This window comes from Streptomyces sp. NPDC007157 (genome assembly GCF_040634235.1).
Lineage (GTDB): Bacteria > Actinomycetota > Actinomycetes > Streptomycetales > Streptomycetaceae > Streptomyces.
This window is the reverse complement of the sequence record NZ_JBEYFE010000015.1, coordinates 56,838-80,717: the sequence shown is the minus strand read 5'-3', so window position 1 is coordinate 80,717 and position 23,880 is coordinate 56,838. Positions and strand designations below refer to the sequence as shown.

Here is a 23,880-nt window from a genome sequence, read left to right as displayed (position 1 = left end):
TCACTCGCCGATGAGCATGACCGAGGGGTGCCCAGCCCGGACGGTGCGTGTGTAGCTTGGGCCTCGGTCTGAGACCCTGATGGGGCTGAGCAGTAACTTTTGGACACCGGAAGGACGGTCGTGCACATCGTCATCATGGGCTGCGGCAGAGTGGGTTCCGCTCTCGCCCAGACCCTGGAGCAACAGGGGCACACGGTCGCCGTGATCGACCAGGACCCCACCGCCTTCCGCAGGCTGGGCCCGGGATTCGGCGGTCGCCGGGTCACCGGGGTCGGCTTCGACCAGGACACCCTGCGCGAAGCGGGCATCGAGGAGGCGGGCGCCTTCGCCGCCGTCTCCAGCGGCGACAACTCGAACATCATCTCGGCCCGGGTGGCCCGCGAGATGTTCGGTGTGGAGAACGTCGCGGCCCGCATCTACGACCCGCGCCGTGCCGAGGTCTACCAGCGCCTCGGCATCCCGACCGTCGCCACGGTCCGCTGGACCGCCGACCAGATGCTGCGCCGACTGCTGCCCTCGGGCGCGGAGCCGCTGTGGCGGGACCCCACCGGCGGGGTCCAGCTCGCCGAGGTGCACGCCTCCCCGAAGTGGGTCGGCCACAAGATCAGCACGCTGCAGGAGGAGACCGGCGTCCGGGTCGCGTTCCTCACCCGGCTCGGTGAGGCGATGCTGCCCACCTCGCAGACGGTGCTGCAGGAGGGCGACCTGGTGCATGTGATGATGCGCACGGACGACGTCGACAAGGTCGAGGCCGCCTTCGCCGGGGGTCCGGAAGAGGAGAGCGGTCACTGATGAGGGTCGCCATTGCCGGAGCCGGCGCCGTCGGCCGCTCGATCGCGGGCGAGCTGCTGGAGAACGGCCACGAGGTCCTGCTGATCGACAAGGCCCCGACCGCCATCTCGGTGGAGCGGGTCCCGCAGGCGGAGTGGCTGCTCGCCGACGCCTGTGAGATCACCTCCCTGGACGAGGCGGCGCTGCAGCGCTGCAACGTCGTGATCGCCGCGACGGGCGACGACAAGGTGAACCTGGTCGTCTCGCTCCTCGCGAAGACGGAGTACGGCGTTCCGCGCGTCGTCGCACGGGTCAACAACCCCAAGAACGAGTGGCTGTTCAACGAGGCCTGGGGGGTGGACGTGGCCGTATCGACGCCCCGTCTGATGTCCGCCCTGGTCGAGGAGGCGGTGAGCGTCGGCGACCTGGTCCGGCTGCTCCGCTTCAGCCACGGCGACGCCAACCTGGTGGAGCTGACCCTGCCCGAGGAGTCGGCCCTGGCCGGCACCCAGGTCGGCGACGTGGAGTGGCCCGAGGACACCTCGCTGGTCACGATCATCCGCGGCACCCGGGTCCTCACCCCCTCCCGCGAGGACTCCCTGGAGGCCGGCGACGAACTCCTGTTCGTGGCGGCCCAGGCCCGCGAGGAACAGCTGGAGGACCTGCTGTCGGTTCGGCGGGAAGACGTCTGACGCAGCGCAGGAAGAAGGGCGCCCTCCGTCACGGAGGGCGCCCTTCTGTCGTACGCGTGCGGCCGTCTACTTGCGGTGGCGTCCGCCGGTGGGCTCACCGCTCTCCGCGGCCAGCGCGGCCTTGCGCTCCTCCTCGGCCTTCTCCTCCGCCTCCATCTCGGCGAAGACGTCGATCGGCGCCGGCGCCTTCGCCAGGAAGACCCAGGTGAGCCAGACCGCGAGCAGGAACGGCGGGATCTTCAGGGCGACCAGCACCCAGCCGAGCTGGGCCGTGTTGGCCCACCAGTAGAGCGGGAAGAGGATCGCGCACTTGGCGAGCAGGATCAGGCCCCAGGCCCAGCTGGCCTTGGCGTACGCCTTCTTGCGGCCGGGGTTGCGGGTGCGCCAGGAGAGGTTCTCCTTGAAGACCGGGCCGAGGATCAGGCCGATCAGCGGCACCCCGCACAGCGTGGTGACGATGTAGGCCACCGCCAGGCCCAGCGTGTAGAGCATGCCGGGCAGGTAGAAGTCCTTGGCGTTGCCGGTCATCATCGCGAAGACGACACCGAAGGCGACGCCGAAGACTCCGCTGAAGGCGTGCTTGACCGTGTCCCTCATCGCCAGGCGGACCACGACCAGCACCACGGAGACCGCGAGGGCGGCGATCGCCGACCAGTGCAGGTCCTTGTTGATGGTGAAGATCGTGACGAACAGCAGGCCGGGCAGCACCGTCTCGACCATGCCGCGCACGCCGCCGAAGGCCTCGAACAGCGCGGCCTCGGTCACCGCCCGCGCATCGTCCTTGGCCTGAGTGTCTTCGGTCGGCTTGTCGAGCGACGTCACCGGCTACTCCCTACCGAGGGGTCTCAGTTCGTACTTGGGGTTGAAAAGCACCCGGCGGCCCCGGCTCAGCGAGATCCGGCCCGATGCGATCAGCCTGCGCCCCGGTTCTATGCCCACGATGGAGCGCCTGCCGAGCCACACCACGTCCAGCGCCGCGGAGCCGTCGAACAGCTCGGCTTCCAGGGCCGGAACTCCGGCGCGCGGCCGCAGGGTGACCGTGCGCAAGGTACCAGTAACGGTGACGATCTGCCGGTCCTGGCAGTCGCCGATCCGGATGCAGCCCGCCGTGTCGGCGTCCTCGCGCAGCTCCTCCGACTCCAGGTCCTCCTGCGACGAGGACAGCCGGCCCAGCATGCGCCGGAACCGGCCGGCCGGCTTTTCGGAACGAGGAACAGCACTCATGTCTGAAGCGTACCGGGGCTCACCGTCACTGCCGTAGTCCAGCTCACGCCCCGGCTCGTTTCCCGAACCGACCGCCCGGTTCACCTCTCGAACCGACGCCCGGTTCACTTCTCGAACCGGTACCCCATCCCCGGCTCCGTGATGAAGTGCTTGGGGTGCGAGGGGTCCGCCTCCAGCTTCCGGCGCAGCTGTGCCATGTACACGCGCAGATAGTTGGTCTCCGTCCCGTACGACGGCCCCCACACCTCCTGCAGCAGCTGCTTCTGGCTGACCAGCCGGCCGGTGTTGCGGACCAGCACCTCCAGCAGATGCCACTCGGTGGGGGTCAGCCGGACGTCCCGGCCGGCCCGGTTGACCTTCTTCGCGGCCAGGTCGACGGTGAACCCCTCGGTCTCCACCAGCACGTCGTCCTCGCCGCCCCCGGCGACCGGCTCGGCGCGGCGGACGGCGGCCCGCAGCCGGGCCAGCAGCTCGTCCATGCCGAAGGGCTTGGTGACATAGTCGTCGGCGCCCGCGTCGAGCGCCTCGACCTTCTCGTCGGAGGAGTGACGGGCGGACAGCACCAGGATCGGCACCCGGGTCCAGCCGCGCAGCCCCCTGATCACCTCGACGCCGTCCATGTCGGGCAGGCCGAGGTCGAGGACGACCACGTCGGGGTGGCGGGAGGCGGCCAGTTCGAGGGCGGTACGGCCGTCGGGGGCCGCGTCGACCTCGTACTTGCGCGCCTTGAGGTTGATCACGAGGGCGCGCACGATCTGCGGCTCGTCGTCGACCACGAGCACACGGGTCATGAGGCCTGCCTTTCCGGTTCTGCCGCGGCCTGTGCTGCTGCTTCCGCCACGGGTTCTGCTGCTGCGGTGACCGATCCTGCCGCGCGAAGGGTGAGGACCATGGTGAGGCCGCCACCGGGCGTGTCCTCGGCGTTGAGCGTGCCGCCCATCGCCTCGGTGAAGCCCCGGGCGACCGCGAGCCCCAGTCCGACCCCGGCGCCGCGCGGAGCGTCACCGTAGCGCTGGAAGGGCTCGAATATGCGCTCTTTGGCGTCGTCGGGCACGCCGGGCCCGCGGTCCACGATCCGCAGCTCCACGCGGTCCGCGATGGCGCTGGCGGACACGACGACCACAGGGCCGGTCCGGTCGGGCGGGCTGTACTTGACGGCGTTCTCGACCAGGTTGGCCACCGACCGCTCCAGGAGCCCGCCGTCGGCCTCGACCATGGGCAGGGTCTCGGGGACGTCCAGCTCGACGCTGCCCTCGTCCACCCCGACCAGCGCCATCGGGACCACCTCGTCGAGGTCGATCTCCCGGACGATCGGGGTGACGGTGCCGGTCTGCAGGCGGGACATGTCGAGCAGGTTGCCGACCAGGTGGTCGAGGCGGTCGGCGCCCTCCTCGATGCCCTGCAGCAGCTCGGCCTGGTCCTCCTCGGACCATGCCACGTCGTCGGAGCGCAGCGACGACACCGCCGCCTTGATCCCGGCGAGCGGGGTGCGCAGATCATGGCTGACGGCGGCCAGGAGGGCCGTCCGGATCCGGTTGCCCTCGGCGAGCGTGCGGGCCTGCTCGGCCTCCTCCTGGAGCCGCCTGCGGTCCAGTACGACGGCTGCCTGGGCGGCGAAGGCGGCGAGCACCCGGCGGTTCTCGGCGGGCAGCACCCGGCCGGTCAGCGCGAGGGCCATGTGGTCGCCTATGGGCACGTCGACGTCGGCGTCCTCGGGCCGCGCCAGGGCGGGTCCGACGCCGGCCCGGCCCGCGCAGCTCCACGGCTGGACGTCGCCCGCCCGCTCCAGAAGGGCGGCGGACTCCATGCCGAAGGTCTCCCGGACCCGTTCGAGCAGCTCCTCCAGGCTGGTCTCGCCGCGCAGCACGTTGCCGGCGAGGAAGGAGAGGATCTCCGACTCGGCGCGCAGCCGGGCGGCCTGGTGGGTGCGGCGGGCGGCGAGGTCCACGACCGAGGCGACGGACAGCGCGACCCCGAAGAAGATCACGATGGCCACGATGTTCTTCGGATCGGCGATGGTGAGCCGGTGCAGGGGCGGGGTGTAGAAGTAGTTCAGCAGCAGCGACCCGAAGGCCGCCGAGGCCAGCGCCGGGAAGAGCCCGCCGAGCAGCGCCGCCGCGACCGTGAGGGTCAGGAAGAGCAGCATGTCGTTGGCCAGGCCGAGGTCGACGGTGTTCAGCAGCACCGCCATGACGGCCGGGCCGGCCAGGCCGACCAGCCAGCCCGCGATGATCCGGCCGCGTCCGAGCCGGGCACCCCGGGCCACCGGCAGCCCGCGTCCCTTGGCCACCGCTTCGTGGGTGACGATGTGGACGTCCAGATCGGGTCCCGACTCGCGGGCGACCGTGGCGCCGACGCCGGGCCCGAGCACGTACTGCCAGGCCTTGCGGCGGGAGGAGCCGAGCACGATCTGGGTGGCGTTGACCCCGCGCGCGAAGTCGAGCAGGGCCGCGGGGATGTCCTCGCCGACGACCTGGTGGAAGGTGCCGCCGAGGTCCTCGACCAGGGTGCGCTGGACGGCGAGTTCCTTCGGGGAGGCCGAGGTCAGGCCGTCGCTGCGGGATATGTAGACGGCGAGGACCTCGCCGCCCGCGCCCTTCTCGGCGAGCCGCGCGGCCCGCCGGATCAGCGTGCGCCCCTCGGGCCCGCCGGTCAGCCCGACGACGATCCGCTCCCGCGAGCCCCAGATCGCCGAGACCCGGTGCTCGCTGCGGTACTGCTTCAGGTACTCGTCGACCCGGTCGGCCACCCACAGCAGCGCCAGTTCGCGCAGGGCGGTCAGGTTGCCGGGGCGGAAGTAGTTGGACAGGGCCGCGTCGACCTTGTCCGGCTTGTAGATGTTGCCGTGCGCCATGCGCCGGCGCAGCGCCTGGGGCGACATGTCGACCAGCTCTATCTGGTCCGCGCGCCGTACCACCTCGTCGGGCACGGTCTCGCGCTGGCGCACCCCCGTGATGGACTCGACGACGTCGCCGAGGGACTCCAGGTGCTGGATGTTGACGGTGGAGACGACGTCGATCCCGGCCGCCAGCAGTTCCTCGACGTCCTGCCAGCGCTTGGCGTTGCGGGAGCCGGGGATGTTGGTGTGGGCGAGTTCGTCCACCAGGGCGACGGCGGGGGCGCGGTGCAGCACCGCGTCCACGTCCATCTCCGTGAAGGTGGCGTCCCGGTACTCCAGCTCCTTGCGGGGGACCTGCTCCAGGCCGTGCAGCATCACCTCGGTGCGCTGCCGGTTGTGGTGCTCGACGAAGGCGACCACACAGTCGGTGCCGCGCTCCACGCGCCGGTGGGCCTCGGAGAGCATGGCGTAGGTCTTGCCCACGCCCGGTGCCGCACCGAGATAGATCCGAAGCTTGCCGCGTGCCATGGTCCCATTGTCTTCCGCTTACCGCCGCCTACGCAGCGTCGACCTTACGGCCAACAATCCGGGCGAACTGGTCAGGTGGTTCGGCGGCGGGCATCTTTGACGCAACCCTGATGTGCCCCGCGGGCCTCTCCGAGGAGGTCACGGGGCACAGGAGGCTCAGTTGGGGTTGTCGCCGTGGGTGAGGGTCTCCCAGGCGACGAAGAGGTTGTTGGTGCCCGCGGGACGGTTGTTCTGGGTGAGCGTCTGGGTGTTGGTCATGGCGATGCCCAGCCGGTTGTGGAGGGCGTTGTAGCCGACCTCGGTGACGGGCCCGAGGCCGAGGGTCAGGGAGCCGCCGCAGAGCCAGCTGGGGACGGCGGTGCCCAGCTGGTACTTGGACTGGAAGCCGAGCGCCTGCCGCAGCCGTTCGCCGACGTCCGTGCCGTAGAGGTCCTGGCCCTGGATCCGGCTGGTCTCGGCGACGTGCGAGATCGAGGAGATGCCGTAGCCGGTGTGCGTGAAGTCCCGGCAGGTCTCCTGGGTGAGTCCGGTGACGAAGGTGGACTGGCCCTGCCAGTAGGAGACGATCTTGGCGGTGGTGTCGAGGTTCTGGCTGGGCACGGTCTTCGGCACCGACCCGTCGGAGGCCAGGTACACGTAAGCGGCCGTGCGGGTGCGGAACTTGGCCATGGCCGTGTCGTACGACGTCTTGTCCTCCAGGAAGACGGAGATGCCGACGGCGGCCTCCATCATCGTCAGCTCCCAGTTGCCGTTGGAGTTGGAGCCCTTGATGACGGTCGGGAGGTAGACGTTGCGCAGCATGGTGGCGAAGCGGGCCTCGTTCGCCCAGGTGCCGGTGTACGTGTACCTGATGATCTCGGCGGCCTTGGGCCAGGAGGAGCCGGCCCAGCCGGTCTGCAGGGGCGCGTTGCTGTTGGTGTGACTGGTGATCGTGGCCGACCAGGCGTCCATGATCTGGATCGCCTTCTGGGCGTAGCGGGCGTCCTTGGTGATGTACCAGGCGAGGGCGTCGGTGTAGGCGGCGATCGCGTCCTCGCGCTCGTCGGTGCAGCCGTAGTTGGGGTTCGAGTACGACCCGCACTCGACCGTCGCCCTGGGCGCGGGCGTCCGGTTCAGGTCGGCGTACTTGCTCGCCATCATCTGGTCGTAGGCCGCCTTCCAGGGCTGGGCGCCGGCCAGTACCTCGGTGCGGGCGAAGTCCAGCTGGGCCTTGGAGACGGTGACTCCGGGGTGCACGAAGGTGCTGGGGGCCGAGTGGGCGACGGGGGCCGTGAAGACGCCCAGGAGCAGGGCTCCCACGACCGCGAGCAGGGGGATGCGACGCACAGCGACTCCGTTCTCGTACGTTCTCGTATGTGAACCTGGAGCGCCTCTGTGAACATAGGCGTGCCGAGACCGTAGGTACGGACCAAGCTTCCGTCAAGGTGTGAAGTAAGCCGGAGCCATTCACACCCGAAGCCCGCGCATGTGAAAGGGCCGCACCCCGGTGCGGGGTACGGCCCTTGTCGCCACCTGTTGCGTCAGCGGACCTCGGTGATCTCCGGCCCGCGCTGGAGCTGGCCCATGCCGCCTGAGAAGCGCGAGGACTCCTCCTGCTGGACACCCTCGGGGACCATCTGGGCGTCGTTCGGCAGCTTCAGGACGATCGGGTCACGGGGGGCCATCGGACCCTCGCCGCGGACCACGACGGTGTCACGGAAGATCTGCTCCAGGAGCCCGGCGGCCTGCGGCTGCACCGCGCCCTGCCCGGAGATCACCCCGCGCAGGAACCAGCGCGGACCGTCCACACCGACGAACCGCACGACCTGGAAGCCGCCCGTGCCGTCCGGCAGCTGCACCGGCACCTGGGCGCGCAGCTCCCAGCCCAGCGGGCCCTCCACCTCGTCTACGATGCCGCCCTGCTGGGTGATGCCGGAGCCGATCTCCTCACGCACCTCGCCCCAGATGCCCTCGCGCTTGGGTGCGGCGAAGGCCTGCAACTGCACGGCGCTGTCCTTGAGCACCACGGTCGCCGCGACGATCGCGTCACCCGCGACCTCGACCCGCAGCTCCATGCCGTCGACGCCGGGCACAAACAGCCCGCCGAGGTCCACCCGGCCCTCGCCCGGCTCCCGCACCTCGGAGTCGTCCCACGGCCCGTCGGGCCGGGGCTCCGGTTCCAGGCGTACGCGCTCGCGCTCGCCCTCTTCCTCGTCCGCCTCGGTGCCGATGCTGTCGACGACCTGCTCGGCCTCGCCGGCCGCGTCCTCGGCGGCACCCTTCTTGTTGCGACGTCCGAACACGTCACTGTCCTTCCCGGTCGGATACGACCGAAGCGTATCGATTCCCACCCGTCCGGCCACCGTCGGCGGCCTGACCGCTTGTGCCGCTCCCGTCACCCACCGCGGCATGCCCGCCGGTGGACCCGAAGCCCCCCTCGGCCCGTGCCGAGCCGGGAAGTTCCGCCACCTCCTGGAAGCGGACCCTCTCGACCTGCTGGACGACCAGTTGGGCAATCCGGTCGAAGCGCTCGAACCGCACGACCTCGCGCGGATCGAGATTCACCACGATCACCTTGATCTCCCCACGGTACCCGGCATCAATCGTCCCCGGGGCATTCACGAGGGCCACACCGCACCGGGCGGCGAGCCCCGAACGAGGGTGCACGAAGGCCGCGTACCCGTCCGGGAGGGCGATCGACACCCCTGTGGGCAGAACGGCCCGTTCGCCGGGCTTCAGCTCGCACGCCTCCGTGGTCCGCAGATCGGCTCCCGCGTCACCGGGGTGCTCGTACGCCGGAAGCGGTACGTCCGGGTCAACGCGCCGGATGAGGACGTCGAGAGGGCTCACACAGGATGCGGGGTTCACGGGTTCACCTCGAAGGCGCGGCTGCGCCGGATCTGGTCCGGGTCGTTCATGACGGCCTTGATCTCTTCCTCGCGGCCGTTGTCGACGAAGTGCTCGACCGGTACCTCCACGAAGAGGGCGTCGGCACGGACGGCGACGGGTCCGTCGGGGCCGTCCAGGCGCCCGGTGGCGGTCGAGTAGATCTTCCGGCCGGCCACCGCGGCGACCTCGGCCGCCAGATACAGCGTGGTGCCCACCGGCACCGGCCGTACGAAGTCGGTCTCCAGCCGTCCGGTGACGGCGATCTTCCGCAGCAGCCAGTTCAGCGAACCGAGCGTCTCGTCGAGGGCGGTGGCGAGGACACCGCCGTGCGCGAGGCCCGGGGCGCCCTGATGGGCGGCCCGCACGGTGAACTCGGCGGTGAGGGAGACCCCCTCGCCCGCCCGCACCTCCAGATGCAGCCCGTGCGACTGCTCGTGGCCGCACCCGAAACACTGTTCGTAGTGGGCGCCGATGAGCTCGCCGGGCGCGGGAGCATCGGGATGCCGCACCGGTTTCCGGGCACTGGCGGGAGGCTGAAGAGCTGCGGAACTACCACTCACAGCCGCAGACCTTACCCGCGCGTCCGGTGAATCCGGACACCGTGCCAAGCTTGACGCCATGCAGCTCTCCACCACCCCGTACGAAGAACGCCTCACGGCCCCCTGGTCGTGGTGGTTCCTCAGCTTCCTGATCGGCGTCTCGTGCGCCCTGGTCCTGCTTCCCTTCGGCACTCTGCCGACGCTGGGCGGCCTGGTGGGCGGCACGGCGGCGGCAGCGGTGGTGGCCAGTTCGTACGGCTCCCCGCGCATCCGGGTGGTGGGCGACTCGCTGATCGCGGGCGAGGCGAAGATCCCGGTGTCCGCCCTGGGCGCCTCAGAGGTCCTGGACCCGGAGGAGGCGCGCGCCTGGCGCACGTACAAGGCCGACGTCCGCGCCTTCCTCCTGCTGCGCGCCTACATCCCCAGGGCCCTGCGCGTGGAGGTCACCGACCCCGCGGACCCGACGCCGTACCTGTACCTGTCGACGCGTGAGCCGGAGGCTCTGGCGGCGGCGATCGAGGCGGCGAAGAAGGCCCAGTAGGTCTCGCCCGGTTCCGGCCGCCGGCCGTCAGCCCCCGAGGTCCTCCGGCAGTTCGGCGATCGGCAGCGGCTCCGCCGGTTTCTCCAGCGGCGGCAGCTCCGGCAGTTCCTCCCACGGCACCTGGATCTTTCTCAGGTCCGCCCGGATCCGCGCCGCGAGCTTCTTGGTGTCGCGGCGGTTCATGACCGCGCCCACCGCCGCACCCACCATGAACGGCATCAGGTTGGGCAGGTCCCGCACCATCCGCTTCATGATCTGCTGGCGCAACTCGCGCTTCATGTGCCCGCCGAGGGCGTTGTTGACGGTCGACGGCTTCATCACGTCGATCCCGCGCTCCCCCGACCAGGAGGACAGATACGCGGTGCTGCGGGCCTTCAGGTTCCCCGGCGGCCGCACGCCGTAGACCTCGTGGAGTTCGGCGATCAGCTTCAGCTCGATCGCCGCGACCCCGGTGATCTCCGCGGCCAGCTCGGTCGGCATCGCCGGCGGCACCGGCAGCATCGCCGCCGCGCCGACCCCGGCCCCGACCGCCGAGGTCGCGCCCGCCGCGCCCGCCACCAGTTTGTCGGCGAGCTGCTCGGGCCCGAGGTCCGGGAACTGCCGACGCAGGGTCGCGAGGTCGCGTACGGGGACACGAGGGGCGATCTCGATGATCCGGTCCGCGAGGTAGGCCAGCCCCGCTCTCGCCCGGCTGCCGCCCTTGCGGGCGCCTTCCCGGGCCAGATTCACGGCCTTGTCACGGATGACCCCGGCCCGTCGCCTGGCGACGGGCGCGGGTCGGTCCGCCGGCGCCGGGAGGTCACCCCGGTCGGCCGCCGGTTCGAGCGAGGCTCCCGGATCGGATGAGCCTCGCCCGTCGTCACGCGCGCGTGGGCCGTCGGACGGCCCCGAGTCCGCTCCCGGCAGGGGGAAGCGGCGCTTCCGGGGTGGGGTCGAGCCAGTCATGCCCGACCCCTCCTCAGTCGCAGTCGCGGCAGATCGGCTGACCGTTCTTCTCCCGGGCCAGCTGGCTGCGGTGGTGCACCAGGAAGCAGCTCATGCAGGTGAACTCGTCCTGCTGCTTGGGCAGCACCCGGACGGCCAGCTCCTCGTTCGAGAGGTCCGCGCCGGGCAGCTCCAGGCCTTCGGCGGCCTCGAACTCGTCTACGTCCACCGAGGACGTGGACTTGTCGTTCCTCCGAGCCTTCAGCTCTTCAAGGCTGTCCGAGTCGACGTCATCGTCGGTCTTGCGTGGAGTGTCGTAATCGGTTGCCATTGTCGCTCTCCCCCTCTGGGTGTCTGCGGTGTCTCCAGCGCACGTAACGCGTGAGAGGCCGGACTTGTGCCCGACCTGAGGCGGAGATTTTGCCTCACATCAAGGTCTGTTACTCAATCGACACCCAACCGGATCCCTCGAGAGCGATCGGGTTGAATGGCGATGGGGACCGTACACGGTTCTCACGAGACACCTCAAAGGCGCCTCACCCTGTACTTCCCGTGATCAAGACCCGTGAAAACAGGGATTTTCCCGGCTTTATTCCCCCAGCCATGATCACGGAGAGTAGATGGCCGGAAATCCGCCCTTGTGATCGATCACACATGGGGTACCACGCCACGCCGACAGAAAATTCCGCGCAAAGCGAACATCCTCCGCGTGTGTCGTGATCTTGTAACGGCATCAGACCGGCAAGGTGACCCTCATCACCAGACCACCGCCCTCGCGGGGCTGGGCCGCGATGTGGCCGCCGTGCGCCCGGGCCACGGACCGGACGATGGACAGACCCAGGCCGACGCCCTTGTCGCTGCCTGTGCGCTCGGTACGGAGTCGCCGGAAGGGCTCGAAGAGGTTGTCGATCTCATACGCGGGCACCACCGGACCGGTGTTCGAGACCGACATTACCGCCTGGCCGTGCTGGATCTCGGTGTCGACCTCGACCCAGCCGTCCTCGGGCACGTTGTAGCGCACCGCGTTCTGCACCAGGTTCAGCGCGATCCGCTCCAGCAGGACGCCGTTGCCCTGCACCACGGCCGGCTTCCGTACGCCCCGGATGGTCACGCCCTTGGCCGCCGCCTCGGCGTGCACCTGGTCGACGGCCTGGGTGGCCACCTCGGCCAGGTCCACGGGTTTGCGCTCGACGATCTGGTTGTCGCTGCGGGCGAGCAGCAGCAGGCCCTCCACGAGCTGCTCGCTGCGTTCGTTGGTGGCCAGCAGGGTCTTGCCGAGCTGTTGCAGCTCCATGGGCGCGCCCGGGTCCGACAGATGCACCTCCAGGAGCGTGCGGTTGATCGCCAGAGGCGTGCGCAGTTCGTGGGAGGCGTTGCCGACGAAGCGCTGCTGGGCGGTGAAGGCCCGCTGCAGCCGCTCCAGCATGTCGTCGAAGGTGTCCGCGAGCTCCTTGAGCTCGTCGTCCGGGCCGTCCAGCTCGATCCGGCGGGACAGGTCCGAGCCGGCCACCGCGCGGGCGGTGCGGGTGATCCGGCCGAGCGGGGACAGCACCCGGCCGGCCATCGCGTAGCCGAACGCGAAGGCGATCACGGCGAGGCCCAGCAGGGCCAGCAGCGAACGGCTCAGCAGGTCGTCCAGGGCCGCCTGGCGCTGGTGGTCCACGCACAGGGCGATGGCGTTGTTGAAGTCCTGCAGCGGCACGGTGGACGTGGTGCCGGCCATGTTGATCGCGGGGCAGTTGTCACTGGACACCTGCAGCTTCTGGAAAGCGACGATCTTGAACAGCGGCTGGTTGCCGGTGCTGATCGCCTGCGCGGCGAGCAGGTAGATGATCGACAGCAGCAGGATGCCGGCGATCAGGAACATGCCGCCGTACAGCAGCGTGAGCCGTATCCGGATCGTCGGGCGCAGCCACGGGAAGACCGGCTGCGGTCTGCGGGGGTCCCAGGTGGGCTTGGGGGGTGCCTGCGGAGGTGCGGGAGTGGTGGCCACAGTCATCAGATCCGGTAGCCCGAGCCGGGGACGGTGACGATCACGGCGGGCTCGCCCAGCTTGCGGCGCAGCGTCATCACGGTCACCCGTACGACGTTGGTGAAGGGGTCCGTGTTCTCGTCCCAGGCCTTCTCCAGGAGCTGCTCGGCGGAGACCACCGCGCCCTCGCTGCGCATCAGGACCTCCAGGACCGCGAACTCCTTGGGCGCGAGCTGGACCTCCTTGCCGTCACGGAAGACCTCGCGGCGGTTCGGGTCGAGCTTGATGCCGGCGCGCTCCAGGACGGGGGGCAGTGGCACGCTGGTACGGCGGCCGAGGGCGCGTACTCGGGCGATGAGCTCGCTGAACGCGAAGGGCTTGGGAAGGTAGTCGTCGGCCCCGATCTCCAGGCCCTCCACGCGGTCGCTGACGTCGCCGGACGCGGTGAGCATCAGCACGCGGGTGGGCATGCCGAGCTCGACGATCTTGCGGCAGACGTCGTCGCCGTGCACGAGGGGGAGGTCGCGGTCGAGGACGACCACGTCGTAGTCGTTGACGCCGATGCGCTCCAGGGCGGCCGCACCGTCGTACACGACGTCGACGGCCATGGCCTCCCGGCGCAGTCCGGTGGCCACCGCATCGGCGAGCAGTTGCTCGTCCTCGACGACGAGTACGCGCACGTCGCTTGTCCTTCCGCTGTCCACCCGCGTAGCGCGCACCGGCGCACGTGGGCAGGGGTCTCCATGGGGTGTGTGACCTCCATCCTGCCCTTTTCGGCCATAAGTCGGCAGTAAGACGGGGGCTGGGCAGCAGGATCGGCGGCGCTGGGCGGGAATGCGAGATTTTCTCTTCCGGTTGAGGTTTCCACGGAGGGGAGCGGGGGGAGGACGGCATGTACACCCCGCGATCACGCTCTGCATGTGCCGCAGCACCATGCGGTACGTACGTCGCCGCTACAGCAGAGTGGACGATGGGGGTGTCCGGCACCGTCGCCGCCCAGCTGGGCAGCGCTGGGCACCCGCGAGAGACGTGATCGCCCCTTCAACGGCACACCCCCGTGCCACCGACCCACGACCCAGGACGAGGGGGCGCAGCATGGACGCATTCACCACAGGACTTCTGCAGCGCATAAAGGCGACCGAGTCCGACATCACCCGGGCTCGTGACGAGGGCGACGACTTCCTTGTCGAAGTGGAACAGGCCGAGCTCGACGACCTGCGCCGCCTCGCCGCCGAACACGGCGTGGAAGTCGGCATGACCAGCGTCTGACAGTCCCGCAGCAGCAACTCACCGGCACAGGAGCAGGGCCCCGGCGAATCCAGCGCCGGGGCCCTGCTCATACCTTGCCCCCTACCCACCGCAACAACGTTCGATTCACCGGCATCAGAAGAAACCGGGCCCTCTTCCCGACGTCCGGCGCTCAGTCGTGCCAGGCCCCGAAGTCGTCCAGCAGCCGCTGGAGCGGCTCGAAGACACCCGGGGTGCCGGCGATCGTCAGGTCCCGGGAGGGGCGTTCTCCGGGGCGGCCACCGGTCAACGCGCCGGCCTCCCGCGCGATCAGGTCGCCCGCGCCCCAGTCCCACGCGTTCAGCCCACGCTCGAAGTACCCGTCCAGCCGGCCGCAGGCGACATCGCACAGGTCGATCGCCGCCGACCCGCTCCGGCGTACGTCGCGGAGCAGCGGGATCAGCCGGGCGGCGACCTCGGCCTGGTGGGTGCGGACCTCCGTCACGTAGTTGAAGCCGGTCGACACCAGCGCCTGGTCCAGCGGCGGCGCCGGGCGGCAGCGCAGCTCCCGCTCGCCCTCCCACGCCCCGGTCGCCCAGGCTCCGCCGCCCCGTACCGCGTGGTACGTCTCGCCGCGCATCGGCGCCGCCACGACACCGGCCACCGTCTCGCCGTCCTGCTCGGCGGCGATGGAGACCGCCCAGGTCGGCAACCCGTACAGGTAGTTGACCGTGCCGTCGAGCGGGTCGATCACCCAGCGGATCCCGCTCGTGCCCGGCGTCGACGCGCCCTCCTCGCCGAGGAAGCCGTCGTCGGGACGGTGTCCGGAGATCAGGTCGGTGATCAGCTTCTCGGCCGCGATGTCCATCTCGGTCACGACGTCGATCGGGCTGGACTTGGTCCGGGCCACGGCGAGGTCGGCCGGGCGGCCGTCCCGCAGCAGCTCGCCCGCGCGGGCGGCCGCCTCCTTGGCGAGCTTGAGCAGGTCGGTGTGCAGGGCGTCGGTCACGGGGCTCCTCACGCGTACGGGCTGTCGGCACCGGCCGCGGCCGGGCGAGGGGCGCGGGCGGGGCAGCAGCCGACCGGGCACAGGTTGTGGCTCGCGCCCAGCGCGCCCAGCGCGCACGGTGTGACCTCGCGCCCGCTCTCCACGCCCGCGCGCTCCAGGACCAGCTCACGGATCGCGGCGGCGAACCGCGGGTCGGACCCGACGGTCGCGGACCGCCGTACCGGCAGGCCGAGCTCCTCGGCCTTGGCGGTGGCCTCCGTGTCGAGGTCGTAGAGGACCTCCATGTGGTCGGAGACGAAGCCGATGGGGGCCATGACGACGGCCGGGACCCCGGCGCCGTGCAGTGTCTCCAGGTGGTCGCAGATGTCGGGCTCCAGCCAGGGGATGTGCGGGGCGCCGGAGCGGGACTGGTAGACGAGCCGCCAGGGGTGGTCGACGCCGGTGCGCTCGCGGACCGCGTCGGCGATCAGCTGGGCCACGTCCAGGTGCTCCTCGACGTACGCGCCGCCCTCCCCGTGGGTCTCGACCGGCCCCGAGGTGTCGGCGCTCGCGGTCGGGATGGAGTGGGTGGTGAAGGCGATGTGGGCGCCCGCTCGGACGTCCTCGGGGAGGTCGGCGAGGGACCGCAGCACCCCGTCGATCATCGGGTCGAGGAAGCCGGGGTGGTTGAAGTAGTGCCGCAGCTTGTCGATCTTCGGCAGTTCGAGGCCCTCGGCCGCCAGCTCGGCCAGCGAGTCCGCGAGGTTCTCGCGGTACTGACGGCAGCCCGAGTAGGAGGCGTAGGCGCTGGTGGCGAGCACCAGGATGCGGCGGCGGCCGTCGGCGACCATCTCGCGCAGGGTGTCCGTCAGATACGGCGCCCAGTTGCGGTTGCCCCAGTAGATCGGCAGGTCCAGGCCGTGCTCGGCGAAGTCCTTGCGGAGGGCGTCCAGCAGGGCGCGGTTCTGGTCGTTGATCGGACTGACCCCGCCGAACAGGAAGTAGTGCTGCCCGACTTCCTTGAGACGTTCCTTCGGGATACCGCGCCCGCGCGTCACGTTCTCCAGGAACGGGACCACGTCGTCCGGGCCTTCCGGGCCGCCGAAGGAGAGCAGGAGCAGGGCGTCGTAGGGGGTGGCATCGAGCGCGTCTGACATGTGCCGATCCTGCCACCCGGCGCTGACACCCCGGAAACAGGAGAGTGAAGAGTCGGATTCGGGAGATTTATCCCCAGTGCCGACAAGGTGCATTAGGGTCCCCTAACTCGTAAGCTGTACCAACCGCTGTCACGCCTTACCCAGCCGTCGGAGACCTCCGTGCCCAGCCCCTATCGCGCCCTGTTCGCCCTCCCCGGCACCAAGGGCTTCTCCGCCGCGGGCTTCGTCGGCCGGATGCCGCTGTCCATGATGGGCATCGGCGTGGTCACGATGATCTCCCAGCTCACCGGGCGCTACGGCCTCGCGGGCGCGCTCTCGGCCACCATCGCGCTCGCCGCCGCCGCGGTCGGCCCGCAGGTGTCCCGGCTGGTCGACCAGTACGGCCAGCGCCGGGTGCTGCGTCCCGCGACGCTGCTCGCGCTGGCGGCGGCGGCCGGGCTGCTCCTCGCCGCGCACTACGGGTGGCCGGACTGGGTGCTGTTCGTCTGCGCCGCCGGGATCGGCGCGGTGCCGAGCCTGGGCGCGATGGTCAGGGCCCGCTGGGCCGCCCTCTACCGGGGCACCCCGCAGCTGCACACCGCCTACTCGTTCGAGTCCGTCGTCGACGAGGTCTGCTTCATCTTCGGGCCGATCATCTCCATCGGCCTGTCCACGGTCTGGTTCCCGGAGGCGGGACCGCTGCTGGCCGGGTGCTTCCTGGCCGCCGGCGTCTTCTGGCTGACCGCCCAGCGCGCCACGGAACCCGCGCCGCACCCGCGCGAGCACGACACCCGCGGTTCGGCGCTGCGCGCGCCCGGCCTCCAGGTGTTGGTGGCGACCTTCGTGGCCACCGGAGCGATCTTCGGGGCGGTGGACGTGGTGACCGTCGCCTTCGCCGACGAACGCGGCCACAAGGGCGCCGCGAGCGTGGTCCTGGCGCTGTACGCGGCGGGCTCCTGTCTGGCCGGGGTGGTCTTCGGCCTGATGCGGTTCGGGGGGAAGCCGGAACGCAGGTGGCTGCTGGGCATATGTGCGATGGCCGTGAGTATGATCCCCCTCCTACTGGTCGGAAACTTGCCGCTTCTGGCCGTGGCGCTGTTCGTTGCGGGCCTGTCCATCGCGCCGACGATGATCACGGCGATGTCCCTCATCGAAAAGCACGTACCTCGCGCGAAGCTCACCGAGGGCATGACCTGGGTGAGCACCGGCCTCGCGGTCGGGGTGGCGCTCGGCTCCTCGGTCGCCGGCTGGGTGATCGACGCGGCCGGGGCCCGTGCCGGGTACGGGGTTCCGGCCGTGTCCGGGGCCGTCGCGGTCGCGGTCGGTTTCCTCGGGTACCGCCGGCTCAACAGGCCGGTCACGGGTCGGGGAGGCACCGTTGAGCAGTACAGCGAGCGGGAAGAGCGGCACGTGGCGTAACTGGGGAGGGACCGTCACCGTCAGTCCCGCGCGGGAGGTCACGCCCGCCTCCGTGGACGAACTGGCGGCGGCGGTACGGCAGGCGGCCCAGGACGGACTGAAGGTGAAGGCGGTCGGCAGCGGCCACTCCTTCACCTCGATCGCCGCGACCGACGGTGTCTCGATCCGCCCTCAACTGTTGACCGGGATCCGCGATATCGACCGGAAGGCCATGACCGTCACGGTCGAGGCCGGCACCCCGCTCAAGAGACTCAACGTGGCCCTGGCCCGCGAGGGCCTGTCGCTGACCAACATGGGCGACATCATGGAGCAGACGGTCTCCGGGGCCACCAGCACCGGCACCCACGGCACGGGCCGCGAGTCCGCCTCGCTCGCCGCCCAGATCCGGGAACTCGAACTGGTCACCGCCGACGGCTCGGTGCTCACCTGCTCCGGGAAGGGGACCGAGGAAGAACGCGCGATCTTCGCGGCCGCGCGGATCGGTCTCGGCGCGCTCGGGATCGTCACCGCGATCACGTTCGCCGTGGAGCCGCTCTTCCTGCTCACCGCGCGGGAGGAGCCGATGCCCCTGGACCGGGTCCTCGCCGAGTTCGACCAGCTCTGGACCGAGAACGAGCACTTCGAGTTCTACTGGTTCCCGCACACCGGCAACACCAACACCAAGCGCAACAACCGCAGCGCGGGCCCGCCGCAGCCGGTGGGGCAGCTGGCCGGCTGGTTCGAGGACGAGTTCCTCTCCAACGGCCTCTTCCACGGCGTGCAGTTGCTCGGCCGCGCGGTGCCCGCCGTCGTACCGACGGCCGCCCGGATCTCCAGCAGGGCACTGTCCGCGCGGTCGTACACGGACATCCCCTACAAGGTCTTCACATCCCCGCGCCGGGTGCGCTTCGTGGAGATGGAGTACGCCGTGCCGCGCGAGGCCCTGGTGGACACGCTGCGGGAACTGAAGGCGATGGTCGACCGTTCCGGTCTCAGGATCAACTTCCCGGTCGAGGTCCGTACCGCCCCGGCCGACGACATCGCCCTGTCCACCGCCTCCGCCCGGGACAGCGCCTACGTCGCGGTGCACATGTTCCGGGGCACCCCGTACCAGGCGTACTTCACCGCCGCCGAGCGCATCTTCACCGCGCACGAGGGCCGTCCGCACTGGGGCAAGGTGCACACCAGGGACGCGGAGTACTTCGCCAAGGCCTACCCGCGGTTCGGCGAGTTCACCGCACTGCGGGATCGGCTCGATCCGGACCGGCTGTTCCAGAACGACTACTTGCGGAGGGTTCTGGGTCAGTAGCCGGCGGCCCGGCGGGCGAGGGGGCCGTACTCGGCTCCCCGCTCGCGGACTCGCTCGGGGACGGTGCCGGCGTCGTGGCACCCCCGCTCGCCGGTGTCCGTGACGCGTCCGAGGACGACGGCGGCGACGGTGTCGGGGTCGGGGTCGGCGAAGTGCCCGTGCCCTCAACGGAGTTCGGGTCGGCGGAGCCCGAGGGGTCCGCAGGATCGGCGGGGGCCGACGACTTCGAGGACCCGGTGTCGCCGGTGACGGCGCCGCTGACCGTCGTACCGGAGCCGCCGCTGAAGCTGCTGCCGGAGACCAGTTCGTAGGTCGTGACACCGGCCATGGCCACCACGAACACCAGGGCCGCCGCGAACACCGGGCGGCGCCAGGTCCGCACCCGGGCGCGGTAGACGGTGCCCGCGGTGAACTCGCCGGGCGCCGGGGGCGCTTGCTCCTGGAGCCGGGGGGCCACCGTCGCGTCGCGCAGCTGTTCACCGGTGTGCTTGAAGAAGTGCTGGAACAGGGTGCCGCCGCAGGTGGCGATCACGCTGACGACTCCGGCGCCGAGGATCGTGCCGTACACCCCCGCATAGGACGCGAGTTTGGCGGCCACGACCGCGGCCACCGCGCTGCCCGCGACCTGGGGCACGCTGAGGTCGATCCGCTTCGAACTCCCCTTCACCTCCTCCCCCGCACTGGTCTGGTCACCGGAACCGGGCCTTTCACGCATTCCCGAACCTTGCCTGCCCTTCCGGTACTTGTTCGATCGACTGCATAAGAAAGGGACGTACGAACGAAACCAATAGTTCCGTTTCTGCGGATTGCGTGAAGTACGCCACGTTCAAGATCGCCCGAAGTGGGCAACCGGCGGCCAGGGGCGGCTCGTTGCCAGAAGTTGGGCGGCGCGCCAATCCACGCACGTGGCCCGAATGGAGTACTGTTGCGAGCCCTGGGTCCGGTCTCCCGCCAGGGCGTCCGGGGCCTTGCAGGACCGCCGGGAGGGGGCTAGTTGCACAGGGTGACGGAGTTGGTCACTTAGCGTTGCGAATAGGTAACCGTGCCATAACGGCGTACCCGGGCCTGTGCCCGACACGCCGGGCAACTCGGCAAGGTTGTGGCAGGCTGCACCCGGGCAGGCCACACTCGACTAGCGGAAGCAGCGACGCACGTGACGTCGGCAGGCACCACCCGGGAGGTCCCCATGCCCGAACTGCGTGTCGTGGCCGTCTCCAATGACGGCACACGGCTGGTGCTCAAGGCTGCCGACTCTACGGAGTACACGCTTCCGATCGACGAACGGCTCCGTGCCGCCGTACGCGGCGACCGGCCCCGGCTCGGCCAGATCGAGATCGAGGTCGAGAGCCATCTCCGGCCCCGAGACATCCAGGCGCGGATACGGGCGGGTGCGACCGCGGAAGAGGTCGCCCAGCTCGCCGGGATCCCCGTCGACCGGGTGCGGCGCTTCGAGGGTCCGGTACTGGCCGAGCGCGCCTTCATGGCCGAGCGAGCCCGCAAGACGCCGGTCCGCCGGCCCGGCGAGAACTCCGGGCCGCTGCTCGGCGAGGCCGTCCAGGAGCGGTTGGTGCTGCGTGGTGCCGACAAGGACACCGTGCAGTGGGACTCCTGGCGGCGCGACGACGGCACCTGGGAAGTCCTCCTCGTCTACCGCGTCGCGAGCGAACCGCACTCGGCGAGCTGGACCTACGACCCGCCCCGGCGGCTGGTCCAGGCCGTCGACGACGAGGCGCGCTCGCTGATCGGCGAGTCCGACGACCTCGCCGTACCGGAGCCCAGCTTTCCGTTCGTGCCGCGGATCGCGCGGCTGCCGCGTGACCGCCCGTTGGACCGTTCCGGCGACCGGGACCGGCCGAGCCTGCCCGCGCAGACGGCCGAACCGGTCGAGGAGACGGCCGGCGAGCGGGACTCGCTGACCAGCCTGCTGGAGGCGGTACCGAGCTTCCGGGGCGACATGGTGGTCCCGGAGCGCCCGGCGGAGGTCGCACCGGAGGAGCCCGCTCCGGAACCGGCGGCGGAGGAGCCCCCGGCACCCGCGGCCTCGGCCGGCTCCGCCTACGCGGACGTCCTCATGCCCCGCTCCGTCGGCAGCCACCGCGACCGGCTGATCGGCGCCACCGACCGCCAGGCCGAGGCCGACGGCGTCCGCCCCGGCCGCCGGGCCGCGGTGCCGAGCTGGGACGAGATCGTCTTCGGAACGCGGCGCAAGAAGCAGGAATAGCAAGGAGTAGCAGGACTCGTACGGCCGTACGAAGAGGGGGCACGCGCGCGTGCCCCCTCTTCTCGCTGTCCTACTGCGGGTCGGGGCCGACCGCGACCGGACGGGACTGGTCCGCGGACCACTCCGACCATGAACCGACGTACAGCGCCGCCGGGATGCCCGCCACGGCCAGCGCCAGCACCTCGTGGGCGGCCGAGACACCCGAGCCGCAGTAGACGCCCACCGGGGCCGCCGCGGAGGTGCCCAGGGCCTTGAAACGGTCGCTCAGCTCCCCGGCGGACAGGAAACGGCCGTCCGGGCCGACGTTCTCGGTGGTCGGCGCGGAGACCGCGCCCGGGATGTGGCCGCCGATCCGGTCGATCGGCTCCACCTCGCCCCGGTACCGCTCCCCCGCGCGGGCGTCGAGCAACACACCCGCGCGGGCCAGCGCGGCCGCCCCGTCCGCGTCGAGCAACTCCAGCGCGCCGGGCGCCGGTTCGAAGTCACCCTCGGCCGGCTCGGCCGCGTCAGCCGAAAGAGCGCCTTCCCAGGACGGCAACCCGCCGTCCAGGACCCGCACATCCGGGTGACCCGTCCAGCGCAGCAGCCACCAGGCGCGCGCCGCCGCCCAGCCGTGTCCGCCGTCGTACACGACCACCGGCCGGCCCGCCGACACACCCGCCCGGCGCATCGCGGCCCCGAAGACGGCCAGGTCGGGCAGGGGATGGCGGCCGCGCTCGCCGGGCGCGCCGGCCAGCTCCGTGTCGAGGTCCACGTAACGGGCGCCCGGAAGGTGCCCGGCGGCGTACTCGGCCCGGCCGTCGAAGGCCGCGCCGCCCAGCGTGGTCAGCTGCCAGCGCACGTCCAGCAGCACGGGCGGGTTCGGCCCGGCCAGGTCGGCGGCGAGTTCGGTTGCGTTGATGATGGCTTCCATGGCCCCATCCTTACGCCAGGGGTGGCCGCATCGTCCAGGTACGACTACTCTGCTCGGCCGGACAGGCACGATCACCGGGCGTACGGGATCGGGCACATGCTGTACAGCTGATGGACACTCGGCAGCAATCGCCCGGTAACGGGCGGGAAACGGCAGATCAGGCATCCTCGCGGCGAAGGCCGCCACCCCCGCCTGGACGCAGGACGCCACGGAGGGTGCGAGCATCGGCACGGGGCGTGCCCGCGGCTGCGGCACAGCCGGTCCGGAGAGCGGAAGCGACACGGCCACCGTGAGGGGGCCGAGGAGAGAGTGACGATGACCGAGGTACGGGGATCGGCCGGCCTGAACGGCGGTACACACGCTCGGCGCACGCCCGGCACCCCCTGCTGGGTGAGTCTGATGGTGCACGGCTTGACCGCGATCGAGGAGTTCTACGAGGCCCTGTTCGGCTGGGAGTTCCAGCCCGGACCGCAGCAGCTCGGACCCTACGTCCGGGCGCTGCTCGACGGGCAGGAGGTCGCGGGTATCGGGCAGCTGCCGCCGGACCGCCGGCTGCCGATCGCCTGGACGCCGTACTTCGCCTCGGAGGACGTGGACCTGACGGCCGAGACGGCCCGGCTGTGCGGCGGCACGGTGGGCGTCGGCCCGCTGGACGCGGCCGAGGCCGGGCGGATGGCCATCGGCTCCGACCCGTCGGGCGCCGTGTTCGGCATCTGGCAGGCCTCTGCCCACCTCGGCACGGCCGTCACCGGTGTCCCCGGCACGCCCGCCTGGAACGAGCTGCTCACCTTCGAGACCGCGAGCGTCGCCAAGTTCTACGAGGCGGTGTTCGGGTACGAGGAGGAGCCGGTGGTGTCCGCCGACTTCGACTACGTGACCCTGCACGTCGAGGGACGCCCGGTGGCCGGCATCCACGGGGTCGGTCTCTCGCTGCCGCGGGACCGGGGGCCGCACTGGCTGACGTACTTCGAGGTGGCCGACGCGGACGCGGCCCTGCGCGAGGTCGCCGAGCTGGGCGGGCAGGTGCTGCAGCCGGCCCGGGACGGCGCACACGGCCGGGTCGCCACGGTGGCCGACCCGGAGGGCGCGGTCTTCTCGGTGATCGAGAGCCCGCGCCGGGTCAGGTCGTGACGGGCAGGACGTCCGGGGAGAGGGCCGCCGCGCGGGCCGACGCGGCGGTCATCCGGCGCCGGTGGTGGCGGCGGCACAGCACCTCGTAACCGACCTTCCCGGCCGACTCGTTGACATCGCCGACGACCACCTGGGCACCCTCGACGACCATCTCGCCGCCCACCGTGCGGGCGTTGTGGGTGGCACGGGCGCCGCACCAGCACAGGGCCTCGACCTGGAGCACCTCGACCCGGTCGGCCAGCTCCACCAGCCGCTGGGAGCCGGGGAACAGCTTGGAGCGGAAGTCGGTGGTGATGCCGAACGCGTAGACGTCCAGGCCCAGATCGTCGACCACGCGCGCGAGCTGGTCGATCTGCTTCGGCACCAGGAACTGCGCCTCGTCGGCGATGACGTAGTCCGCGCGGCCGCCCTGCGAGAGATGGTCGACCAGGTACGCGTACAGGTCCTGGCCGTCCTCGACCTCCACGGCGTCGGTGACCAGGCCGAGGCGGGAGGACAGCTTGCCGTGGCCGGCGCGGTCGTCACGGCTGAAGATCATGCCGACGAGACCGCGGGCCGACCGGTTGTGCTCGATCTGCAGAGCCAGGGTCGACTTCCCGCAGTCCATCGTTCCGGAGAAGAAGACCAGCTCGGGCATGGGGAGTTGAGCACCTTTCGGG

25 protein-coding genes are annotated in these 23,880 nt (G+C 70.9%); 8 read left to right on the top strand and 17 right to left on the bottom strand.

Features of this window, described 5'->3' with window-relative positions:
• The first annotated feature begins 120 nt into the window (after positions 1-120).
• Together ABZ642_RS26215 and ABZ642_RS26210 are read left to right on the top strand one after the other, a co-directional pair.
• Positions 121-792: a TrkA family potassium uptake protein gene (locus ABZ642_RS26215; RefSeq protein WP_351325777.1), complete on the top strand. Its 672-nt coding sequence runs from the start codon at positions 121-123 to the stop codon at positions 790-792.
• Complete coding sequence (locus ABZ642_RS26210; protein ID WP_351710019.1) at positions 792-1,463, top strand: TrkA family potassium uptake protein; 672 nt, start codon at positions 792-794, stop codon at positions 1,461-1,463. Before ABZ642_RS26215 ends, ABZ642_RS26210 begins: the two co-directional genes overlap by 1 nt.
• A gap of 66 nt (positions 1,464-1,529) precedes the next feature.
• Here ABZ642_RS26210 and ABZ642_RS26205 read toward each other — a convergent pair whose 3' ends face one another.
• The 8 genes from ABZ642_RS26205 to ABZ642_RS26170 all read right to left on the bottom strand — a co-directional run bounded on the left by ABZ642_RS26205 (position 1,530) and on the right by ABZ642_RS26170 (position 9,482).
• Positions 1,530-2,285, bottom strand: a complete 756-nt coding sequence (locus ABZ642_RS26205; RefSeq protein ID WP_360488786.1) for a DUF3159 domain-containing protein — start codon at positions 2,283-2,285, stop codon at positions 1,530-1,532.
• Between the two features lie 3 nt (positions 2,286-2,288).
• Positions 2,289-2,687 carry an OB-fold nucleic acid binding domain-containing protein gene (locus ABZ642_RS26200; protein WP_351325771.1) on the bottom strand — a complete coding sequence of 133 codons (399 nt, stop codon included), beginning with the start codon at positions 2,685-2,687 and terminating at the stop codon, positions 2,289-2,291.
• A gap of 104 nt (positions 2,688-2,791) precedes the next feature.
• Positions 2,792-3,478: a response regulator gene (locus tag ABZ642_RS26195; RefSeq protein ID WP_360488783.1), complete on the bottom strand. Its 687-nt coding sequence runs from the start codon at positions 3,476-3,478 to the stop codon at positions 2,792-2,794.
• The gene (locus ABZ642_RS26190) at positions 3,475-6,054 is read right to left on the bottom strand and encodes a sensor histidine kinase KdpD (RefSeq protein WP_360488780.1); all 2,580 of its coding nucleotides are present in this window, start codon (positions 6,052-6,054) and stop codon (positions 3,475-3,477) included. Before ABZ642_RS26190 ends, ABZ642_RS26195 begins: the two co-directional genes overlap by 4 nt.
• Before the next feature lie 156 nt (positions 6,055-6,210).
• A complete protein-coding gene (locus tag ABZ642_RS26185; RefSeq protein ID WP_360488777.1) occupies positions 6,211-7,380 on the bottom strand; it encodes an alginate lyase family protein in 1,170 nt (389 codons plus the stop codon).
• 194 nt (positions 7,381-7,574) lie between these two features.
• The gene (locus ABZ642_RS26180; protein ID WP_360488774.1) at positions 7,575-8,336 is read right to left on the bottom strand and encodes a DUF3710 domain-containing protein; all 762 of its coding nucleotides are present in this window, start codon (positions 8,334-8,336) and stop codon (positions 7,575-7,577) included.
• A gap of 1 nt (position 8,337) precedes the next feature.
• The gene (gene dut / locus ABZ642_RS26175; RefSeq protein WP_360488771.1) at positions 8,338-8,901 is read right to left on the bottom strand and encodes a dUTP diphosphatase; all 564 of its coding nucleotides are present in this window, start codon (positions 8,899-8,901) and stop codon (positions 8,338-8,340) included.
• Positions 8,898-9,482 (bottom strand): PaaI family thioesterase, encoded by a 585-nt coding sequence (locus tag ABZ642_RS26170; protein ID WP_360488768.1) that lies wholly within the window; start codon positions 9,480-9,482, stop codon positions 8,898-8,900. The genes dut and ABZ642_RS26170 overlap by 4 nt, the downstream gene beginning before the upstream one ends.
• 58 nt (positions 9,483-9,540) lie before the next feature.
• On the opposite strand from ABZ642_RS26170, the gene ABZ642_RS26165 reads away from it, so the two are divergent.
• A complete protein-coding gene (locus ABZ642_RS26165) occupies positions 9,541-10,002 on the top strand; it encodes a DUF3093 domain-containing protein (RefSeq protein WP_360488765.1) in 462 nt (153 codons plus the stop codon).
• Positions 10,003-10,029: 27 nt separating this feature from the next.
• Here the strand turns inward: ABZ642_RS26165 and ABZ642_RS26160 are convergent, their stop codons facing one another.
• The 4 genes from ABZ642_RS26160 to ABZ642_RS26145 form a co-directional block, all read right to left on the bottom strand.
• Entirely contained in the window at positions 10,030-10,947 is a 918-nt protein-coding gene (locus tag ABZ642_RS26160; RefSeq protein ID WP_360488762.1) for a hypothetical protein, read from the bottom strand.
• A 13-nt stretch (positions 10,948-10,960) separates the two neighbouring features.
• A complete protein-coding gene (locus ABZ642_RS26155; RefSeq protein WP_003997302.1) occupies positions 10,961-11,257 on the bottom strand; it encodes a DUF4193 domain-containing protein in 297 nt (98 codons plus the stop codon).
• Between the two features lie 402 nt (positions 11,258-11,659).
• Positions 11,660-12,919 carry a HAMP domain-containing sensor histidine kinase gene (locus ABZ642_RS26150; protein ID WP_360488759.1) on the bottom strand — a complete coding sequence of 420 codons (1,260 nt, stop codon included), beginning with the start codon at positions 12,917-12,919 and terminating at the stop codon, positions 11,660-11,662.
• A 5-nt stretch (positions 12,920-12,924) separates the two neighbouring features.
• Entirely contained in the window at positions 12,925-13,578 is a 654-nt protein-coding gene (locus ABZ642_RS26145; RefSeq protein WP_196943825.1) for a response regulator transcription factor, read from the bottom strand.
• Positions 13,579-13,993: 415 nt separating this feature from the next.
• Here ABZ642_RS26145 and ABZ642_RS26140 point away from each other — a divergent pair, with 415 nt between their 5' ends.
• On the top strand, positions 13,994-14,167 hold the full coding sequence (locus ABZ642_RS26140) for a hypothetical protein (protein WP_351709989.1): 174 nt from the start codon (positions 13,994-13,996) through the stop codon (positions 14,165-14,167).
• Positions 14,168-14,318: 151 nt separating this feature from the next.
• Here the strand turns inward: ABZ642_RS26140 and ABZ642_RS26135 are convergent, their stop codons facing one another.
• Together ABZ642_RS26135 and ABZ642_RS26130 are read right to left on the bottom strand one after the other, a co-directional pair.
• Entirely contained in the window at positions 14,319-15,134 is an 816-nt protein-coding gene (locus ABZ642_RS26135) for an inositol monophosphatase family protein (protein ID WP_360488756.1), read from the bottom strand.
• A gap of 8 nt (positions 15,135-15,142) precedes the next feature.
• Positions 15,143-16,270: a ferrochelatase gene (locus tag ABZ642_RS26130; protein ID WP_360488753.1), complete on the bottom strand. Its 1,128-nt coding sequence runs from the start codon at positions 16,268-16,270 to the stop codon at positions 15,143-15,145.
• 159 nt (positions 16,271-16,429) lie between these two features.
• On the opposite strand from ABZ642_RS26130, the gene ABZ642_RS26125 reads away from it, so the two are divergent.
• Positions 16,430-17,668 carry an MFS transporter gene (locus ABZ642_RS26125; protein WP_360488750.1) on the top strand — a complete coding sequence of 413 codons (1,239 nt, stop codon included), beginning with the start codon at positions 16,430-16,432 and terminating at the stop codon, positions 17,666-17,668.
• Positions 17,628-18,956, top strand: coding sequence for a D-arabinono-1,4-lactone oxidase (locus tag ABZ642_RS26120; protein WP_360488747.1), 1,329 nt, complete (start codon positions 17,628-17,630; stop codon positions 18,954-18,956). The genes ABZ642_RS26125 and ABZ642_RS26120 overlap by 41 nt, the downstream gene beginning before the upstream one ends.
• Here the strand turns inward: ABZ642_RS26120 and ABZ642_RS26115 are convergent.
• Entirely contained in the window at positions 18,880-19,671 is a 792-nt protein-coding gene (locus ABZ642_RS26115; RefSeq protein ID WP_360488744.1) for a hypothetical protein, read from the bottom strand. The genes ABZ642_RS26120 and ABZ642_RS26115 overlap by 77 nt on opposite strands.
• 471 nt (positions 19,672-20,142) lie before the next feature.
• Here ABZ642_RS26115 and sepH point away from each other — a divergent pair, with 471 nt between their 5' ends.
• Positions 20,143-21,177 (top strand): septation protein SepH, encoded by a 1,035-nt coding sequence (gene sepH / locus ABZ642_RS26110; RefSeq protein WP_360488741.1) that lies wholly within the window; start codon positions 20,143-20,145, stop codon positions 21,175-21,177.
• 70 nt (positions 21,178-21,247) lie between these two features.
• Here the strand turns inward: sepH and ABZ642_RS26105 are convergent, their stop codons facing one another.
• Entirely contained in the window at positions 21,248-22,090 is an 843-nt protein-coding gene (locus tag ABZ642_RS26105; RefSeq protein WP_360488738.1) for a sulfurtransferase, read from the bottom strand.
• Between the two features lie 315 nt (positions 22,091-22,405).
• On the opposite strand from ABZ642_RS26105, the gene ABZ642_RS26100 reads away from it, so the two are divergent.
• Positions 22,406-23,221 carry a VOC family protein gene (locus ABZ642_RS26100; protein ID WP_360488735.1) on the top strand — a complete coding sequence of 272 codons (816 nt, stop codon included), beginning with the start codon at positions 22,406-22,408 and terminating at the stop codon, positions 23,219-23,221.
• Here ABZ642_RS26100 and ABZ642_RS26095 read toward each other — a convergent pair.
• The gene (locus ABZ642_RS26095) at positions 23,211-23,858 is read right to left on the bottom strand and encodes a thymidine kinase (RefSeq protein ID WP_360488732.1); all 648 of its coding nucleotides are present in this window, start codon (positions 23,856-23,858) and stop codon (positions 23,211-23,213) included. The genes ABZ642_RS26100 and ABZ642_RS26095 overlap by 11 nt on opposite strands.
• Between the last annotated feature and the right edge of the window lie 22 nt (positions 23,859-23,880).

Excerpts from the sequence above, each read along its gene's own strand:
- ABZ642_RS26210 (WP_351710019.1), top strand. The coding sequence starts at position 792 with ATGAGGGTCGCCATTGCCGGAGCCGGCGCCGTCGGCCGCTCGATCGCG.
- ABZ642_RS26200 (WP_351325771.1), bottom strand. The coding sequence starts at position 2,687 with ATGAGTGCTGTTCCTCGTTCCGAAAAGCCGGCCGGCCGGTTCCGGCGC.
- ABZ642_RS26195 (WP_360488783.1), bottom strand. The coding sequence starts at position 3,478 with ATGACCCGTGTGCTCGTGGTCGACGACGAGCCGCAGATCGTGCGCGCC.
- ABZ642_RS26190 (WP_360488780.1), bottom strand. The coding sequence starts at position 6,054 with ATGGCACGCGGCAAGCTTCGGATCTATCTCGGTGCGGCACCGGGCGTG.
- ABZ642_RS26165 (WP_360488765.1), top strand. The coding sequence starts at position 9,541 with ATGCAGCTCTCCACCACCCCGTACGAAGAACGCCTCACGGCCCCCTGG.
- ABZ642_RS26160 (WP_360488762.1), bottom strand. The coding sequence starts at position 10,947 with ATGACTGGCTCGACCCCACCCCGGAAGCGCCGCTTCCCCCTGCCGGGA.
- ABZ642_RS26155 (WP_003997302.1), bottom strand. The coding sequence starts at position 11,257 with ATGGCAACCGATTACGACACTCCACGCAAGACCGACGATGACGTCGAC.
- ABZ642_RS26140 (WP_351709989.1), top strand. The coding sequence starts at position 13,994 with ATGGACGCATTCACCACAGGACTTCTGCAGCGCATAAAGGCGACCGAG.
- ABZ642_RS26130 (WP_360488753.1), bottom strand. The coding sequence starts at position 16,270 with ATGTCAGACGCGCTCGATGCCACCCCCTACGACGCCCTGCTCCTGCTC.
- ABZ642_RS26115 (WP_360488744.1), bottom strand. The coding sequence starts at position 19,671 with ATGCGTGAAAGGCCCGGTTCCGGTGACCAGACCAGTGCGGGGGAGGAG.
- sepH (WP_360488741.1), top strand. The coding sequence starts at position 20,143 with ATGCCCGAACTGCGTGTCGTGGCCGTCTCCAATGACGGCACACGGCTG.
- ABZ642_RS26105 (WP_360488738.1), bottom strand. The coding sequence starts at position 22,090 with ATGGAAGCCATCATCAACGCAACCGAACTCGCCGCCGACCTGGCCGGG.
- ABZ642_RS26100 (WP_360488735.1), top strand. The coding sequence starts at position 22,406 with ATGACCGAGGTACGGGGATCGGCCGGCCTGAACGGCGGTACACACGCT.
- ABZ642_RS26095 (WP_360488732.1), bottom strand. The coding sequence starts at position 23,858 with ATGCCCGAGCTGGTCTTCTTCTCCGGAACGATGGACTGCGGGAAGTCG.